The organism is Kitasatospora sp. NPDC091276, from assembly GCF_040684355.1.
Classification (GTDB): Bacteria; Actinomycetota; Actinomycetes; order Streptomycetales; family Streptomycetaceae; genus Kitasatospora.
This window is the reverse complement of the sequence record NZ_JBFBFU010000004.1, coordinates 200883-214482: the sequence shown is the minus strand read 5'-3', so window position 1 is coordinate 214482 and position 13600 is coordinate 200883. Positions and strand designations below refer to the sequence as shown.

Annotated in this window: 16 protein-coding genes and 1 riboswitch; of the genes, 3 read left to right on the top strand and 13 right to left on the bottom strand. The window is 73.4% G+C overall.

Annotation, left to right across the window (positions count from 1 at the left end; translation table 11 throughout):
- Positions 1 to 6: 6 nt before the first annotated feature.
- From AB0O19_RS06940 to rpmB, 3 genes are read right to left on the bottom strand one after another with little or no spacing between them, the layout of a single operon-like run.
- Positions 7 to 1182, bottom strand: coding sequence for a GTP-binding protein (locus tag AB0O19_RS06940; RefSeq protein WP_363618282.1), 1176 nt, complete (start codon positions 1180 to 1182; stop codon positions 7 to 9).
- Positions 1179 to 1484, bottom strand: a complete 306-nt coding sequence (gene rpsN / locus AB0O19_RS06935; RefSeq protein ID WP_363583126.1) for a 30S ribosomal protein S14 — start codon at positions 1482 to 1484, stop codon at positions 1179 to 1181. Before rpsN ends, AB0O19_RS06940 begins: the two co-directional genes overlap by 4 nt.
- Entirely contained in the window at positions 1484 to 1720 is a 237-nt protein-coding gene (rpmB, locus tag AB0O19_RS06930; RefSeq protein WP_350877850.1) for a 50S ribosomal protein L28, read from the bottom strand. The genes rpsN and rpmB overlap by 1 nt, the downstream gene beginning before the upstream one ends.
- Before the next feature lie 125 nt (positions 1721 to 1845).
- On the opposite strand from rpmB, the gene rpmG reads away from it, so the two are divergent.
- Entirely contained in the window at positions 1846 to 2010 is a 165-nt protein-coding gene (gene rpmG / locus AB0O19_RS06925; protein ID WP_363618280.1) for a 50S ribosomal protein L33, read from the top strand.
- 112 nt (positions 2011 to 2122) lie between these two features.
- Here rpmG and AB0O19_RS06920 read toward each other — a convergent pair whose 3' ends face one another.
- Positions 2123 to 3235: a HoxN/HupN/NixA family nickel/cobalt transporter gene (locus AB0O19_RS06920; RefSeq protein ID WP_363583272.1), complete on the bottom strand. Its 1113-nt coding sequence runs from the start codon at positions 3233 to 3235 to the stop codon at positions 2123 to 2125.
- Between the two features lie 29 nt (positions 3236 to 3264).
- Positions 3265 to 3479, bottom strand: a riboswitch (cobalamin riboswitch).
- A gap of 81 nt (positions 3480 to 3560) precedes the next feature.
- On the opposite strand from AB0O19_RS06920, the gene AB0O19_RS06915 reads away from it, so the two are divergent.
- On the top strand, positions 3561 to 3944 hold the full coding sequence (locus AB0O19_RS06915; protein WP_363618278.1) for a metalloregulator ArsR/SmtB family transcription factor: 384 nt from the start codon (positions 3561 to 3563) through the stop codon (positions 3942 to 3944).
- Positions 3945 to 4004: 60 nt separating this feature from the next.
- On the opposite strand, the gene AB0O19_RS06910 is transcribed toward AB0O19_RS06915, so the two are convergent.
- The 8 genes from AB0O19_RS06910 to mltG (AB0O19_RS06875) all read right to left on the bottom strand — a co-directional run bounded on the left by AB0O19_RS06910 (position 4005) and on the right by mltG (AB0O19_RS06875) (position 11692).
- The gene (locus AB0O19_RS06910) at positions 4005 to 4814 is read right to left on the bottom strand and encodes a DNA-formamidopyrimidine glycosylase family protein (protein ID WP_363618276.1); all 810 of its coding nucleotides are present in this window, start codon (positions 4812 to 4814) and stop codon (positions 4005 to 4007) included.
- A gap of 80 nt (positions 4815 to 4894) precedes the next feature.
- The gene (locus AB0O19_RS06905; protein ID WP_363618274.1) at positions 4895 to 5806 is read right to left on the bottom strand and encodes an AAA family ATPase; all 912 of its coding nucleotides are present in this window, start codon (positions 5804 to 5806) and stop codon (positions 4895 to 4897) included.
- A gap of 79 nt (positions 5807 to 5885) precedes the next feature.
- Entirely contained in the window at positions 5886 to 6314 is a 429-nt protein-coding gene (aroQ, locus tag AB0O19_RS06900) for a type II 3-dehydroquinate dehydratase (protein ID WP_363618501.1), read from the bottom strand.
- A gap of 8 nt (positions 6315 to 6322) precedes the next feature.
- Positions 6323 to 7432, bottom strand: coding sequence for a 3-dehydroquinate synthase (gene aroB / locus AB0O19_RS06895; RefSeq protein ID WP_363583114.1), 1110 nt, complete (start codon positions 7430 to 7432; stop codon positions 6323 to 6325).
- Complete coding sequence (locus AB0O19_RS06890) at positions 7425 to 7946, bottom strand: shikimate kinase (RefSeq protein ID WP_350877857.1); 522 nt, start codon at positions 7944 to 7946, stop codon at positions 7425 to 7427. Before AB0O19_RS06890 ends, aroB begins: the two co-directional genes overlap by 8 nt.
- Positions 7943 to 9127 (bottom strand): chorismate synthase, encoded by a 1185-nt coding sequence (gene aroC / locus AB0O19_RS06885; protein ID WP_350877858.1) that lies wholly within the window; start codon positions 9125 to 9127, stop codon positions 7943 to 7945. The genes AB0O19_RS06890 and aroC overlap by 4 nt, the downstream gene beginning before the upstream one ends.
- A gap of 209 nt (positions 9128 to 9336) precedes the next feature.
- The gene (locus AB0O19_RS06880; RefSeq protein ID WP_363618272.1) at positions 9337 to 10167 is read right to left on the bottom strand and encodes a shikimate dehydrogenase; all 831 of its coding nucleotides are present in this window, start codon (positions 10165 to 10167) and stop codon (positions 9337 to 9339) included.
- Between the two features lie 34 nt (positions 10168 to 10201).
- A complete protein-coding gene (gene mltG / locus AB0O19_RS06875) occupies positions 10202 to 11692 on the bottom strand; it encodes an endolytic transglycosylase MltG (protein ID WP_363618270.1) in 1491 nt (496 codons plus the stop codon).
- Positions 11693 to 11725: 33 nt separating this feature from the next.
- Between mltG (AB0O19_RS06875) and AB0O19_RS06870 the strand changes: the two genes are divergently transcribed.
- Positions 11726 to 12154: a hypothetical protein gene (locus tag AB0O19_RS06870; protein WP_363618268.1), complete on the top strand. Its 429-nt coding sequence runs from the start codon at positions 11726 to 11728 to the stop codon at positions 12152 to 12154.
- 160 nt (positions 12155 to 12314) lie between these two features.
- On the opposite strand, the gene mltG (AB0O19_RS06865) is transcribed toward AB0O19_RS06870, so the two are convergent.
- Positions 12315 to 13577 carry an endolytic transglycosylase MltG gene (gene mltG, locus AB0O19_RS06865; RefSeq protein ID WP_363618266.1) on the bottom strand — a complete coding sequence of 421 codons (1263 nt, stop codon included), beginning with the start codon at positions 13575 to 13577 and terminating at the stop codon, positions 12315 to 12317.
- Positions 13578 to 13600: the final 23 nt, after the last annotated feature.

The window sequence follows — 13600 nt, the reverse complement described above, 5'->3', positions numbered from 1 at the left end:
GGCTCCTCAGTGAACGGGGTCGAGCAGGTCCCGGAAGGCGTCCGGCAGGGCCTTCCAGCCGGGTGCGCCCGCCGCGAGTTCGGCGTCGGTGAGCAGACAGGAGTCGAGCAGCCCGGTGACGCCGTCGACGTCGAGGCCCTCCGCGGTGAAGCTGAGCTGCTGCACCCGGTCGCCGTGCAGAGGGTGCCAGTCGAGGGCGGCGGCGGCCCGGCGGGCGGGCGGGTAGAGCTCCCAGGCGGCGTCGGGCAGGGAGGTGAGCCAGGGGCCGCACTCCTCGACGGCGAGGTTGGCCCCGGCGGCGTCCCAGGCGAGCATCAGGTCGGGCCGGTTGGCCAGCCAGAAGCGGCCGCGGCTGCGCTGGGCGGCGGGGACGAGCAGTTCCAGCGCCCGGTGCAGCCGCTCGGGGTGCAGCGGGCGGCGGCGCTCCCAGACCAGCGTGGTGACGCCGGCCTCGTCGCTCTCCTGCGGGAGCAGCGCGATCGCCGGGTTGACCCGGTCGCGGGCGGCGGCGACGTCGAAGCCGCCGAGGGCGGCCCGGGTGAGCGCCCCGGTGCCGAGCCGGACGACCCGGGCGGTGGGGTGGAGCTGGCGGAGCAACGCGAGCCCGGGCGCGTGCGCCGTCGCGCGCGGGACGGCGAGGGTGGTGGCGTACTCGACCTGGTGGGCGAGCGCCTCCGCGCGGGTCCGCTGGTCCTGGCGGGCGGTGTGCTCGCCGTGCTCCACCAGGTCGTCGGAGACGGAGAGTTCGCCGATCAGCCGGTCCGGGTCGACGGCCGTGACCACGCCCGCGAGTTCGACGGCGTCCTCCAGGTGGCGGCCGTCCGCCTCTCCCCCGGCGATCACCTCGACGGCCGGGTGCGGGTCGCTGCCGCCCCACAGTTCGACGATCGCGAGCCCGTACCGGCCCTCGTCGGCGATCCGCAGCAGTCGCGGCAGCAGGTCCTCGCGCAGGGCGCAGCAGGGGCAGTCGTTCACCAGCGGGACGTCGGCGGCGTCGAACCCGCCTCCCGCGTCGCGCAGTTCACGGTGGACGACGCCCTGCGAGGCCTCCCGCAGGTCATGGTGGAGGACCACCGCGTCCACCGCGGCCGCCGCCAACTCCCGGACGGCGGCGCGGCGTTCGTCGGCGTGCAGTCCGGCGACGACCACCACGGGCAGTTTGATCCCGTCCACGCCGCTCACCAGCTGGCCTTGCGGACGCCGGGCAGGTGGCCGGCGTGGGCGTGGACGCGGAGGTTGACCCGGGAGAGGCCGAAGGCGCGCAGGTAGCCGCGGGGGCGGCCGTCGACGGCGTCGCGGTTGCGGATCCGGGTGGCGCTGGCGTCGCGGGGCTGGCGGGCGAGTTCGGCCTGGGCGTCCGCGCGTTCGGCGGGGGCGGTGCCGGGGTGGGCGATGATCCGCTTGAGCTCGGCGCGGCGCTCGGCGTACCGGGCCACGACGGCGCGGCGCTGCTCGTTCTTGGCGATCTTGCTCTGCTTGGCCATCAGACCTTCCCCCCTCGGGCGCGGATGCGGGCGACGGCGGCCTCGATGCCGATCGTGTCGATGGTGCGGATGCCCTTGGCGCTGAGGGTGAGCCGGACGTACCGGCCCTCACCGGGCAGCCAGTAGCGCTTGTGCTGGATGTTGGGGTCGAAGCGGCGGCGGGTGCGGCGGTGCGAGTGCGAGATCGCGTTGCCGAATCCGGGCCGGCGGCCGGTGAGTTGGCAGTGGGCGGACATGGGTGCTCCCTGGCGTCCGGGAATGGGCGGGACGGAGCTCACGTTACACCAGATGAAAATGACTTCCATTTCGGTGTACGGTTTCGCCCCAGCCCCGAACACCCCGCCAACCCGGGAGGACACCCATGGCCCGCAGCGAACTGCGCCCCGTCATCAAGCTCCGCTCCACCGCCGGCACCGGCTACACGTACGTGACCCGCAAGAACCGCCGCAACGACCCGGACCGGATGGTCCTGCGCAAGTACGACCCGGTCGCGCGCCGGCACGTCGACTTCCGCGAAGAGCGCTGAACCCCGCCCGCTCGACGACCGGCACCGACCCGCAGCGACGAAACGGCGCCTCCCCCGGAATCCCGGGGGAGGCGCCGTCGCTGCTCGCTGCCGTCGCTGATCGCAGCCGTCGCTACTCGGCGGCCACCCAGCGCTTCTCCACCCGGGCCAGCTTCCAGTAGGCGATCGCCGCGGCCCAGACCACCACGAACAGCCCGGCGATCGCGTAGCCGACGTTGTCCAGCGAGATGCCCGCGATCCAGCCGGTGACCGGGTCGGTCAGATCGAGCTTCTCGTGCAGCACGCCGACCAGTTCGATGGTGCCGATGACGAAGGCCACCGCGATCGACAGCCCGGTGATCGTCAGGTTGTAGTACACCTTCCGGACCGGGTTCGCGAAGGCCCACTGGTACGCGAAGTTCATGAACGTCCCGTCCAGGGTGTCGAACAGGCTCATCCCGGCCGCGAACAGCAGCGGCAGGCAGACGATCGCGTACCAGGGCAGCCCGGCCGCCGCGCCCGACCCGGCCATCACCATCAGGGTGACCTCGGTCGCGGTGTCGAAGCCCAGCCCCAGCACCATGCCCACCGGGAACATCTGCCCGGGCCGGGTGATCGACCGGGTCGCCCGGTTCAGCACCCGGGCCATGAAGCCGCGCGAGTTGAGGTGCTCCTCCAGCTGCGCCTCGTCGTACGACCCGGCCCGCATCGCCCGGAACACCTTGAGTATGCCGAGCAGCGCGGCCAGGTTGAGCGCGCCGATCAGGTAGAGGAACGCCCCGGAGGCCGTCGTGCCGACCATCCCGAGCCACTTGTGGGTGGCCGAGTCGTCGTCCATCAGCGTGCTGGCCAGCTGCGCGCCGCCCGCCACCAGGGCGGCCATCAGCACCACCATCGAGGAGTGCCCGAGGGCGAACCAGAAGCCGACCGAGACCGGCCGCTTGCCGTCCGCCATCAGCTTGCGGGTGGTGTTGTCGATCACCGCGATGTGGTCGGCGTCGAAGGCGTGCCGCATGCCGAGGGTGTACGCGGTGATCCCGAGGCCCACCCCGAAGACCTGGGTGCCGACCGCGTAGTTGTGGGGCGCGACCAGGAAGACGAGCGTCCCGAAGGCCACCACGTGCATGGCCAGGATCACCCCCATCAGCCCGGCCGTGCGGACGGTGTCCTCGCGCTTCCAGCGGAACGTGGGCAGCACGGACGGTGTCGCCGGCGCCTCGGCGGCGGCGGTTTCGGGCAGGGTCATTCGGGTCACGCTCCAGCACCTCGTGGAAACACTTCGTGAGATGCCGTGGCCGGTCTCCTGGCTTACGGGGGTCCCGTACCCGCCTTCCCAGGTGCGCGAGGCTCCCAGTGGCGTCGTGGGTACGGACGTCTCTCCATCGTCGACGATCACGATGGCCCGATCACAGTGGCGAGGGCCGCTCCGGACTGGGACCCCTGAGGATCCGTCACCGGTCTTCCCGAGCACCACGGCGGGGAACACCGTAGGGGCCAGGACCCACCCTTGCAAGGCTGCGCACCTGCGCAGGTGTCCAGGATCACAGGCCCCCTCCTGCAACAATGTGCGCATGCATCTCGTACCGGCCGACCGCGCGGGCCACCGCACCATCGACGGACACCGGGTCTGCGAGGCCATCGCCGCGATCGGCGACCCCGCGCACGTCCGCACCTGGGCCGAGCGGTTCTCCCTGCTCGCCGACCCCGGGCGGCTCGCCCTCCTGCTCGCCCTCCACCGGGCCGGCCCGCTCGCCGTCTCCGACCTCGCCGTCGCCACCGGCATGCGCGACCCCGCCGTGTCCCAGGCCCTGCGGCTGCTCCGCACCGCGGGCGTGGTCACCGGAGACAAGGACGGGCGGGTCGTGCGCTACCGGCTCGTGGACGAGGCCCTGCGCCCCCTCCTCGACGCGTGCGCCGCCGCCGAACACCACGAGCCCAACACGGCCGTCGGCTGACCGGCTCCCCCCCCCCCGGAGGACGCGCCGGGGCCCGGCCGGAGCAACCCTCGAACGCGGTCAGGCCGCCTGGCAGGCGGGGCACCAGAAGAGGTTGCGCGCGGCGTGCTGCTCCGTCCGGACGTCGGTGCCGCAGACCAGGCAGGGCATCGCGGCCCGCCGGTAGACGTACACCTCGCCGCCGTGGTCGTCGACGCGCGGCGGGCGGCCCATCGCCTCGGGGGTGTGCTCGGGGCGGACGGTGTCGATCCGGCCCGCGCCGACGCCCTCGTGCATCAGGGCGACCAGGTCGGCCCAGATCGCGTCCCACTCGCCCCGGGTGAGGTCGCGGCCGGCGCGGTGCGGGTTGATCCCGTGGCGGAACAGCACCTCGGCCCGGTAGACGTTGCCCACCCCGGCCAGCACCTTCTGGTCCATCAGCAGCGCGGCGACGGTCGTCCGGCTGGCCGATATCCGGCGCCAGGCGGCCTGCGGGTCGGCGTCGGCGCGCAGCGGGTCGGGGCCCAGCCGGGCCGCGACGGCGGCCTTCTCCGCGCCGGTGACCAGCGCGCAGGTGTTGGGGCCGCGCAGGTCTGCGTAGCCGTCGTCGTTGGCCAGCCGCAGCCGGACCAGGCCGACCGGCTCGGGCGCGGGCCCGGTGCCGAAGGCGAAGCCGCCGTAGAGGCCGAGGTGGACGTGCACCCAGGCGCCCTCCTCGAAGCCGAGGAACAGGTGCTTGCCGACGGCTTCGGCCGCGGTGAGCAACTGCCCGTCGATGGCCTTGGCCTCGTCGGCGAACCGGCCCTGCGGACTGGACACCTCGACCGGGCGGCCGCCGAAGGCCTTCCGGTTCTCGGCGGCGAGGCGGTGGATGATGTGGCCTTCCGGCACGGGCGTCAGCTCCCCCGGGGTGGTTCGACAGGACCCGCACATCATCGCAGCCGGCACCGACACCGCCGGATCGTCGCAGGTCAGCGCACCGGCATGCCCATCAGCCGGGCCAGGATGACACGGTCCAGCTCGGCGGCGGTGCCGGCCACGTCCAGGTACGAGTTGTCGATGATCGGCAGCCCGGAGTTGTACCAGCCGGCCATCCGGCCGTGGATCCGCGCCACCTCCTCGTCACCGAGCCGCCGGGTGCCGCCGCGCCGGGCGTTGCGGTGCAGCACGGAGTCCAGGCTGGGCAGCAGCACGACCGGGATCATGCCGGGGCCGATGTGCCGCTTCCAGCCGCCGAGGCCGATGGCCGGGCGGTCCGGGAAGACGGCGTCGTCGATGATGCAGGAGATGCCGTTGGCGAGGTAGTTGCGGCAGGCGAAGCCGCAGGTGCGGCGGGCCAGCCGGTACTGCGCCTCGGAGGCGTCGTTCCAGCCGGACTGCGGGTTGGCGAAGCCGGACTGCACCCACTCGCGGACGTCGTCCAGGCTGATGTGCGCGGTCGGGCTGGGCCGGCGCTCGGCCCAGTACCGGGCGACGGTGGTCTTGCCGGCCCCGGCCGGGCCGATCAGCAGGACGGCGATCGGACTGGTGGGCGCGTGCCGCTGCGGCGGGTGGGCGGGGAGTTGCACGGGCGTGCCGGAGGGCAGCACGAAGTGCCCGGTGGACCCGACGGGGACCGGCGCGCCGGGCGCGGGTGCGGCCGGGGCGGGCGCGGCAACAGGAGCGGGCGGCACCGGAGCGGCCGGAACCGGCGGCGCGGCGGCGGGAACAGGAGCCGGAGCGGGCGGCACCGGAGCGGCCGGAACCGGCGGCGCGGCGGCGGGAACAGGAGCCGGAGCGGGCGGCACCGGCGGCGGCGCGGCGGCCCCCGACGGCTGCGGCCCCGGCGGAGCGACGGGACGCGGCGGGACCTGCCCGCCCCCGGCGTACTGCGTCACGGTCACCTCCCGACACCTCTCAGCGGGGAGACTACACGGCGGCCCGGCGGCGGGCACAGTCCGCCACCGGGCCGCTGACCAGGCGTCAGCGCGTGGCGAGTTGCTCGGCCAGGGCGCGCAGGGCCAGCTCGTACGAGCCGAGCCCGAACCCCGCGATGGTGCCGGAGGCCACCGCGGCGATCACCGAGGTGTGCCGGAAGGTCTCCCGGGCGTACGGGTTGGAGATGTGCACCTCGATCAGCGGCGCGGTGCGCTGCGAGGCGGCGTCCCGCATCGCGTACGAGTAGTGCGTGAACGCGCCCGGGTTGATCACCACGGGCACCTTGCCGTCGGCCGCCTCGTGCAGCCACTCCACCATCTGCTGCTCGGAGTTGGTCTCGTGCACCTCGACCTCGAAGCCGAACTCCTTGCCGAGCGCGGTGCAGCGCTCGACCAGCCCGGCGTAGGAGGTGGCGCCGTAGACGTCCGGCTCGCGGCTGCCGAGCCGCCCGAGGTTGGGGCCGTTGAGCACCATGACCCTGGTCACGCCGAGACCTCCGCGTAGGCGGCGACCAGCAGGGACGGGTCGGGGCCCTCCAGGACGGAGGTCTTGCCGAGGCCGTCCAGGACGATGAAGCGGATCAGGTCGCCGCGCGACTTCTTGTCGATCTTCATGGCGTCCAGCAGCTTCGGCCAGGCGTCCGCCTGGTAACGCAGCGGCAGGCCGACGGAGGCCAGCACGGTACGGTGCCGGTCGGCCGTCTCGTCGTCCAACCGGCCCGCCAGGCGGCCGAGTTCGGCGGCGAAGACCATGCCGATGGAGATCGCGGCGCCGTGCCGCCACTTGTAGCGCTCGTTGCGCTCGATGGCGTGGCCGAGGGTGTGGCCGTAGTTGAGGATCTCGCGCCGGCCGGACTCCTTGAGGTCCCCGGAGACCACGTCGGCCTTGACCTGGATGGCGCGGCGGATCAGCTCGACGGTGTGCGTGCCGTCCGGGGTCTTGGCGCCCTCCGGGTCGGCCTCGATCAGGTCGAGGATGGCCGGGTCGGCGATGAAGCCGCACTTGATGACCTCGGCGAGGCCGGAGACGTAGTCGTGCTTGGGCACGGTCGCCAGGGTGTCGAGGTCGGCCAGCACGCCCACCGGCGGGTGGAAGGCGCCGACCATGTTCTTGCCCTCGGCGATGTTGATGCCGGTCTTGCCGCCGACGGCCGCGTCGACCATGCCGAGCAGCGTGGTGGGCATGGAGATCCAGCGGACGCCGCGCAGCCAGGTCGCGGCGACGAAGCCGGCCAGGTCGGTGGTGGCGCCGCCGCCGAGGCCGACGACGACGTCGCTGCGGGTGAAGCCGGTCTGCCCGAGCACCGACCAGCAGTACGCGGCGACCTCGGCGCTCTTGGCGTCCTCGGCGTTGGGCACCTGGAGCGCGATCGCCTCGTAGCCCTCGCCGAGCAGGTCCTCGCGGATGGCGTCGGCGGTGGCGGCCAGCGCCTCGGGGTGGATGATCGCGACCCGCTTGGCGCCTCTCGTCCCCAGGCTGGGGGGACTGATCAGCGCCGACAGCTCGCCGAGCAGCTGGTGCCCGATCAGCACGTCGTACGGGTCGTGGCCGGCGCTGCCGCCGACGTGAATCCTGACGATGGGGTCAGTCATGGGGGGTCTTCAGCTCCAGTGCTTCCAGTACGGCGTCCGCGACCTGCTCGGGGGTGCGGCCGGCGGTGTCGACGACGGCGGTGGCCACCTCCAGGTAGAGGGGCCGGCGGGCCTCCATCAGCTCGCGCCAGCGGGCCCGCGGGTTGATGGCCAGCAGCGGGCGCGGGGCGTCCAGGCCGACCCGCTTGACCGCGTCCGCCAGCGGGACCTCCAGGAAGACGACCGGCAGCTCGCGCAGCAGGGCGCGGGTGGCCTCGGCCATCACCGCGCCGCCGCCGAGTGCCAGCACGCCGTCGTGCTCCGTGGCGCCCGTGCGCACGGCCCGGACCTCCAGCTCGCGGAAGTGCGGCTCGCCCTCGTCGACGAAGATCTCCGGGATGGGCTTGCCGGCCAGCGCCTCGATGTCGGCGTCGGTGTCCCGGAAGCCGACGCCCAGGCGCTCGGCCAGGGCCCGCCCGACGGTGGACTTGCCACTGCCGGGCGGGCCGACCAGCACAACGACCGGAACGGTCATCGGATGATCAGGTTGTCGAGGTAGCCCTGCACGTTGCGGCGGGTCTCGGAGACGTGGTCACCGCCGAACTTCTCGTTCACCGCGTCGGCCAGCACCAGCGCGACCATCGCCTCGGCGACGATCCCGGCGGCCGGCACGGCGCAGACGTCCGAGCGCTGGTGGTGCGCCTTGGCCGGCTCGCCGGTGCGCACGTCCAGGGTCTGCAGCGCCCGCGGCACGGTGGCGATCGGCTTCATGGCGGCACGCACCCGCAGCACCTCGCCCGTGGTCAGGCCGCCCTCGGTGCCGCCGGAGCGGCCGGAGGTGCGCTTGACGCCCTCGGGGGTCGGGACGATCTCGTCGTGCGCCTGCGAACCGGGCACCCGGGCCAGCTCGAAGCCGTCGCCGACCTCGACGCCCTTGATCGCCTGGATGCCCATCAGCGCGGCGGCCAGCCGGGCGTCCAGCCGGCGGTCCCAGTGCACGTGCGAGCCCAGACCCACCGGCACGCCGTACGCGAGCACCTCGACCACGCCGCCGAGGGTGTCGCCGTCCTTGTGGGCCTGGTCGATCTCGGCGACCATCGCCTTCGAGGCGTCGGCGTCCAGGCAGCGGACCGGGTCCGCGTCCAGCCGCGCCTCGTCCGAGGGCAGCGGCAGCACACCGGCCGGGGCCTTGGCGGCGGCCAGCTCGACCACGTGGCTGACGATCTCGATCCCGCAGGTCTCCTTCAGGTACGCGCGGGCGACGGCACCGAGCGCGACCCGGGCGGCCGTCTCACGGGCGCTGGCGCGCTCCAGGATCGGACGGGCCTCGTCGATCGAGTACTTCTGCATGCCGGCCAGGTCGGCGTGGCCGGGGCGGGGGCGGGTGAGCGCCTCGTTGCGGGCCAGACCGGCCAGCACCTCGGGGTCGACCGGGTCGGCCGACATGACCTGCTCCCACTTCGGCCACTCGGTGTTACCGACCATGACCGCCACCGGGCTGCCCATGGTCTCGCCGTGCCGGACGCCGCCGAGGAACGTCACCTCGTCCTGCTCGAACTTCATCCGTGCGCCGCGACCGTAACCGAGCCGGCGGCGCGCCAGCGCGTCGGCCACCACCGCGGTGGTGACCGGTACACCGGCGGGCAGGCCTTCCAGCGTCGCGACGAGTGCGGGGCCGTGCGACTCCCCCGCCGTCAGCCAGCGCAACGTACCCAACGGAGCTCCTTCATCAGCGGACCGGCCTCGGCACCTGCCGGGGCCCGCCCGGGCGTGCCTTTTCCCCTGAATCCTTTCACGTCCCGGCGGCACCCGGAGGCCCAGTCCGCGTGACGGACGGCAACCGGCCAGTCGGCGGGACGGTGGTCGGCACGATTCCGGCCACCCGGCCGGGCGGTGGTCGGCGCGATCCGGCCACCGGCCCGGCCTCAGCGCCCGGCGAGGGCCTTCTCGCCCGCCTCGCGCATCGCCGCCAGCGGCCCCGGCGCCCGCCCGGTGAAGGCCTCGCTCTGCAGCACCGCCTGGTGCACCAGCAGGTCCAGCCCGCCCAGGACGGTCGCCCCGCGCGCGGCGCAGGCCTCGGCCAGCGCCGTCGGCCACGGGTGGTACAGCACGTCGAACAGCGCCCCCGGTGCCGCGGGCAGCGCCCCGGCGAAGGCGTCGGTCGCACCGACCGGCGTGGTCGAGACGGTCAGCGGCCGCGCCAGCGCCTGCGCGCCGCGCTCCCAGTCGGCGGTGCGCACGGCGACGCCCAGCCGCTCGCCCAGCTCGGCCATCTCCCGGGCCCGCTCCGCGCTGCGCACGTAGACGGTCACCTCGCCGGTGCAGACCTGGGCCAGCGCCGCCAGCGCCGAGGAGGCGGTGGCCCCGGCACCCAGCACGGCCGCGGCCGGCACCTCGGTGATGCCCCGCTCGCGCAGCGCGTTCACCAGCCCGGGGACGTCGGTGTTGTCCCCGGTGCACCGCCCGTCGGCGGTGAACACCACGGTGTTCACCGCGTCCACCGCGCGGGCCGTCGCGCTGACCTCGTCCAGCAGCGGGATGATCGCCCGCTTCAGCGGCATGGTCAGCGACAGCCCGGCCCACTCGGCCTCGTCCAGCCCGGCGAGGAAGCCGGGCAGGCCGGCCTCGTCGACCTCGAAGCGGTCGTAGCGCCAGCCGTCCAGCCCGAGCGCCGCGAAGGCGGCCCGGTGCAGGTCCGGCGAGAGCGAGTGGGCGATCGGCGAGCCGAGGACGGCGGCCCGGTGCTTGCTGGTCAACGCTGCTCCTCCGTGAACGGCGGTGCGGTGGCGGCTACTTGGTGGTGCAGTGGAGACCGACCTTGTCGAAGCCCTGGCCCGCCGCCCGGCAGTACGCCTCGACGTTGGCCGCGTGCTCCTTGTCCGTGTCGGCGTACAGGGTGTTGCCCGGGGACATCGCGATGAAGTACAGCCACTTGCCGTCCGCCGGGTTGAGCACCGCCTTGAGCGCGTCGTCGCCGGGGTTGGAGATCGGCGTCGGCGGCAGGCCCGGGTTGATGTAGGTGTTGTACTTGTTGGACCCGTCGTTGATGTCCTTCTTGTCGAGGTCCTTGCGGCCCAGCGAGTACTGCAGCGTGGTGTCCATGCCGAGCGTGTGGCGCACGGTGTCGCTCGCCAGCCGGTTCTGGATGGTCCTGGCCATCTTGGCGAAGTCGGCCGGGGTGTTGCCCTCGCGCTGCAGGATGCTCGCCTCGATGACCACCTCGTACGCGTTCTTGAGGCCGGCCTTGGAGGCGTCGGCGTCCAGGGTCGCGTACTTGTCGGTGGCGTTCTTCACCATCTGCTTGAGCAGGTCCTCGGGCTTCATGCCGTCGGCGATGTTGTACCGGGTCGGCCAGAGGAAGCCCTCGACGTTGCCGTTCGCGTACGCCGGCAGGCCGAGGCTGCCGACCTGGGCCTTGGCGACACCCGCCGTGGTGCCCTGCGGCAGCTTCAGCTTCCCGTCGATCAGGGTGTAGATGTCGGCGGCGGTCTTGCCCTCGGGGATGACCAGCGCCGCACCGCCGGCCCCGTTGAGCAGTTCGCTCAGCGCGGTGGCGGCCGGCAACTCCTTCTTCAGCGAGTAGAAGCCCGGCTGGACGCTCTTGCACTTCGGCTCGGCGTCGCAGGCCTTGCTGAAGGCGTCGACGCTCTTGACCACGCCGGCGCTCTTCAACGCCAGGCCGATCTGACCGCCGACCGCACCCGACTTGACCTCGACCTGGACGGGGCTGCCGCCCTCGCCCGTGAAGTCCGGCGGCGGGCCGAAGTGGTCCTGGTAGAAGCCGTAGCCCCACCAGCCGGCCCCGCCCAGGGCGCCGACCAGCACCAGCGCGACCAGCAGGCAGGCCCCGCCGTTGCGGCGGCCGGACTTCTTGCCCTTCTCCTTGCGCTTCTTCTGCGCGTCGCGGGAGGAGTCCTCCTCGCCGAGGAAGCCCTCCTGCTCGGCGTGGCCGTCCTCGTCGCGGTGCTCGGCGTCCTCGTGGTGGCCGTCCTCGTGACGGCCGTCCTCCTGGAAGCCGTCCGGGTGGCCGTCCCACTCGTCGGTCTCGGGCGCGCGCCCGCCGACCGGGTCGGCACCGGCCTCCAGCGCGGCGGCCTCGGCCTCCCAGTCGATGCCGTCCGGGCCGGGGCCGCTGACGGGCGCGACCGGCTCGGGCTCCGGCGCCGCGCGACGCCGCCGCCCGGGCTGCGCGCCCTGCTGCGGGATGCCCGGCTGCTGCTGCGCACCGGGCTGCTGAAGCTGTTGGGGCTGCTGCGGGGCCATCCCCTGCTGCTGCGCCATACCCGGTTGCTGCTGACCGTCCGGGAACCCCTGTTGCTGATACCCCTGCGGGTACCCCTGCTGCGGCATCTGCTGCATCTGCTGCTGTTGCTGCGGATACCCCTGCTGCGGGTAGCCCTGCTGCTGCATCTGCTGCTGGGGCACCTGCTGCTGCGGGTACTGCTGCTGTCCGCCCGGGAACCCCTGCTGCTGATACCCCTGCGGGTACCCCTGCTGCGGCATCTGCTGCATCTGCTGCTGTTGCTGCGGATACCCCTGCTGCTGCATGTCTCCGTACGGCTGCTGGACCGGCTGGCCCTGCTGCTGGGGATACTGCTGGACCGGCTCGCCCTGCTGGGGATACTGCTGCCACTGGCCGTCCTGCTGGCCGGGGACCGGCTGCTGGCCGCCGTACCCGGGGTCACCGGGGTGCCACGGCTCAGAGCCCTGGGGGCCGTAGCCCCGACCCAGATCGGTCATTGATCCCCTTAACCGACGAAGACGGCCGGAGGATCGGACCGGCCGTCCGGGACGCGGTCCCGGCTGATTCTCGAACCGGCGTGCTAGCGCAGCGCCTGGGAGGAGACGTTACCGTACCGCACACGTGCCCCCGGCAGGGCGGACGTGCCGTCAGTGTCCGACCTCACCCGCCCGCGCTCGGCTCGGGCGCCGGCGCCGGCGGCCCGGAGGCTTCGGCCGACGCGTCGGCCGAAGCCGACGGCAGGGCCGAGGCACTCGGCTTCGCCGACGCCCGGTTGGCGTTGAACTCGGCGACGTTGCGCTGCTGCACGTCGAAGCTGTCGGTGAAGCGGGTGTCCCCCGGTTTCACGGTGACGAAGTAGAGCCAGTCCCCCTGCGCCGGGTCCAGCGCCGCCATGATCGCCTGCCGCCCCGGGTTGGAGATCGGCGTGGGCGGCAGCCCGGGGTGCAGGTAGGTGTTGTACGGGGAGTCCAGCCGGGTGTCGGTGACGGTGGTGTTCAGGGTCGACCGGCCGAGCGCGTAGTTGATCGTGGAGTCGAGTTGCAGCGGCATGCCCTTGGCGAGCCGGTTGTAGATGACCCGCGCCACCTTGCCCATGTCCTCGTTGTTGTCGGCCTCGCCCTGGACCATGCTGGCCACGGTGACCAGCCCGTACAGGCTCTGCCCGAGGTTCTGCGCGACGACGTTCGCGTCGTCCCGGCTGAACTCCTTGCCGGCCCGCTCCACCATCTGTTTCAGCAGGTCGATCGCGGTGGTCCCGTCGGTGACGCTGTACGTCGCGGGGAAGAGGTAGCCCTCGGGGCTGCCCTTGGCGAAGTCCGGCAGGCCCAGTTCGGCGCCCTGCTCCTGGGCGGTGCGCTGGGTGGTGCCCTCCGGCAGGCGCAGCTTGTGGTCGATGGCCACGTAGATCTGGTAGCCGCGCCAGCCCTCGGGGATGGTCAGGCCGTTGGCGTTGGCCGGGTCGATCAGCACGGTCAGCGCGGCCGCGGCCGACATCCGCTGCTTCAGGGTGTAGGTGCCGGGCTGGATCCGCCCGGCGGCCGCGGCGCTGCCCTTGGCCGCCCGGGTGAAGGCGAGCGAGCTGGCCACCACCCCGTTGCGGACCAGGGCGGACGCGATCTGGGACAGGCCCGCGCCCTCCGGCACCGAGACCTGGACGCTGCCGGTGCCCTGCCCCGCGAAGTCGGCGGCGGCCGGGGGTGTGCGCTGCCCCTGGAGCCAGGTGTACCCGGCGAGGCCCGCCCCGCCGAACACCGCGACCAGGGCGAGCGCGGTGAGCGCGCAGGCCAGTCCGTTACGCCGTCGGTGCGGATCGGGCGCATCGGGGCGCATGCGGGGCGCGCCCGGCGGCCGGCCCTCCGGCTCCAGCACCGGCGCACCCAGGTGCCCGGGCGTGAGCCCCGGGTGGAAGTCCTGGTCGGTCATCGCTCGCGTCCCCTCGGCAGTGC

What these genes read in the sequence shown, in the direction of transcription:
- rpsN (WP_363583126.1), bottom strand. Translation starts at nt 1,484, where the DNA reads ATGGCCAAGCAGAGCAAGATCGCCAAGAACGAGCAGCGCCGCGCCGTC.
- rpmB (WP_350877850.1), bottom strand. Translation starts at nt 1,720, where the DNA reads ATGTCCGCCCACTGCCAACTCACCGGCCGCCGGCCCGGATTCGGCAAC.
- rpmG (WP_363618280.1), top strand. Translation starts at nt 1,846, where the DNA reads ATGGCCCGCAGCGAACTGCGCCCCGTCATCAAGCTCCGCTCCACCGCC.
- AB0O19_RS06920 (WP_363583272.1), bottom strand. Translation starts at nt 3,235, where the DNA reads ATGACCCTGCCCGAAACCGCCGCCGCCGAGGCGCCGGCGACACCGTCC.
- AB0O19_RS06915 (WP_363618278.1), top strand. Translation starts at nt 3,561, where the DNA reads ATGCATCTCGTACCGGCCGACCGCGCGGGCCACCGCACCATCGACGGA.
- aroQ (WP_363618501.1), bottom strand. Translation starts at nt 6,314, where the DNA reads ATGGTGCTCAACGGCCCCAACCTCGGGCGGCTCGGCAGCCGCGAGCCG.
- aroB (WP_363583114.1), bottom strand. Translation starts at nt 7,432, where the DNA reads ATGACTGACCCCATCGTCAGGATTCACGTCGGCGGCAGCGCCGGCCAC.
- AB0O19_RS06890 (WP_350877857.1), bottom strand. Translation starts at nt 7,946, where the DNA reads ATGACCGTTCCGGTCGTTGTGCTGGTCGGCCCGCCCGGCAGTGGCAAG.
- mltG (WP_363618270.1), bottom strand. Translation starts at nt 11,692, where the DNA reads ATGGCGCAGCAGCAGGGGATGGCCCCGCAGCAGCCCCAACAGCTTCAG.
- mltG (WP_363618266.1), bottom strand. Translation starts at nt 13,577, where the DNA reads ATGACCGACCAGGACTTCCACCCGGGGCTCACGCCCGGGCACCTGGGT.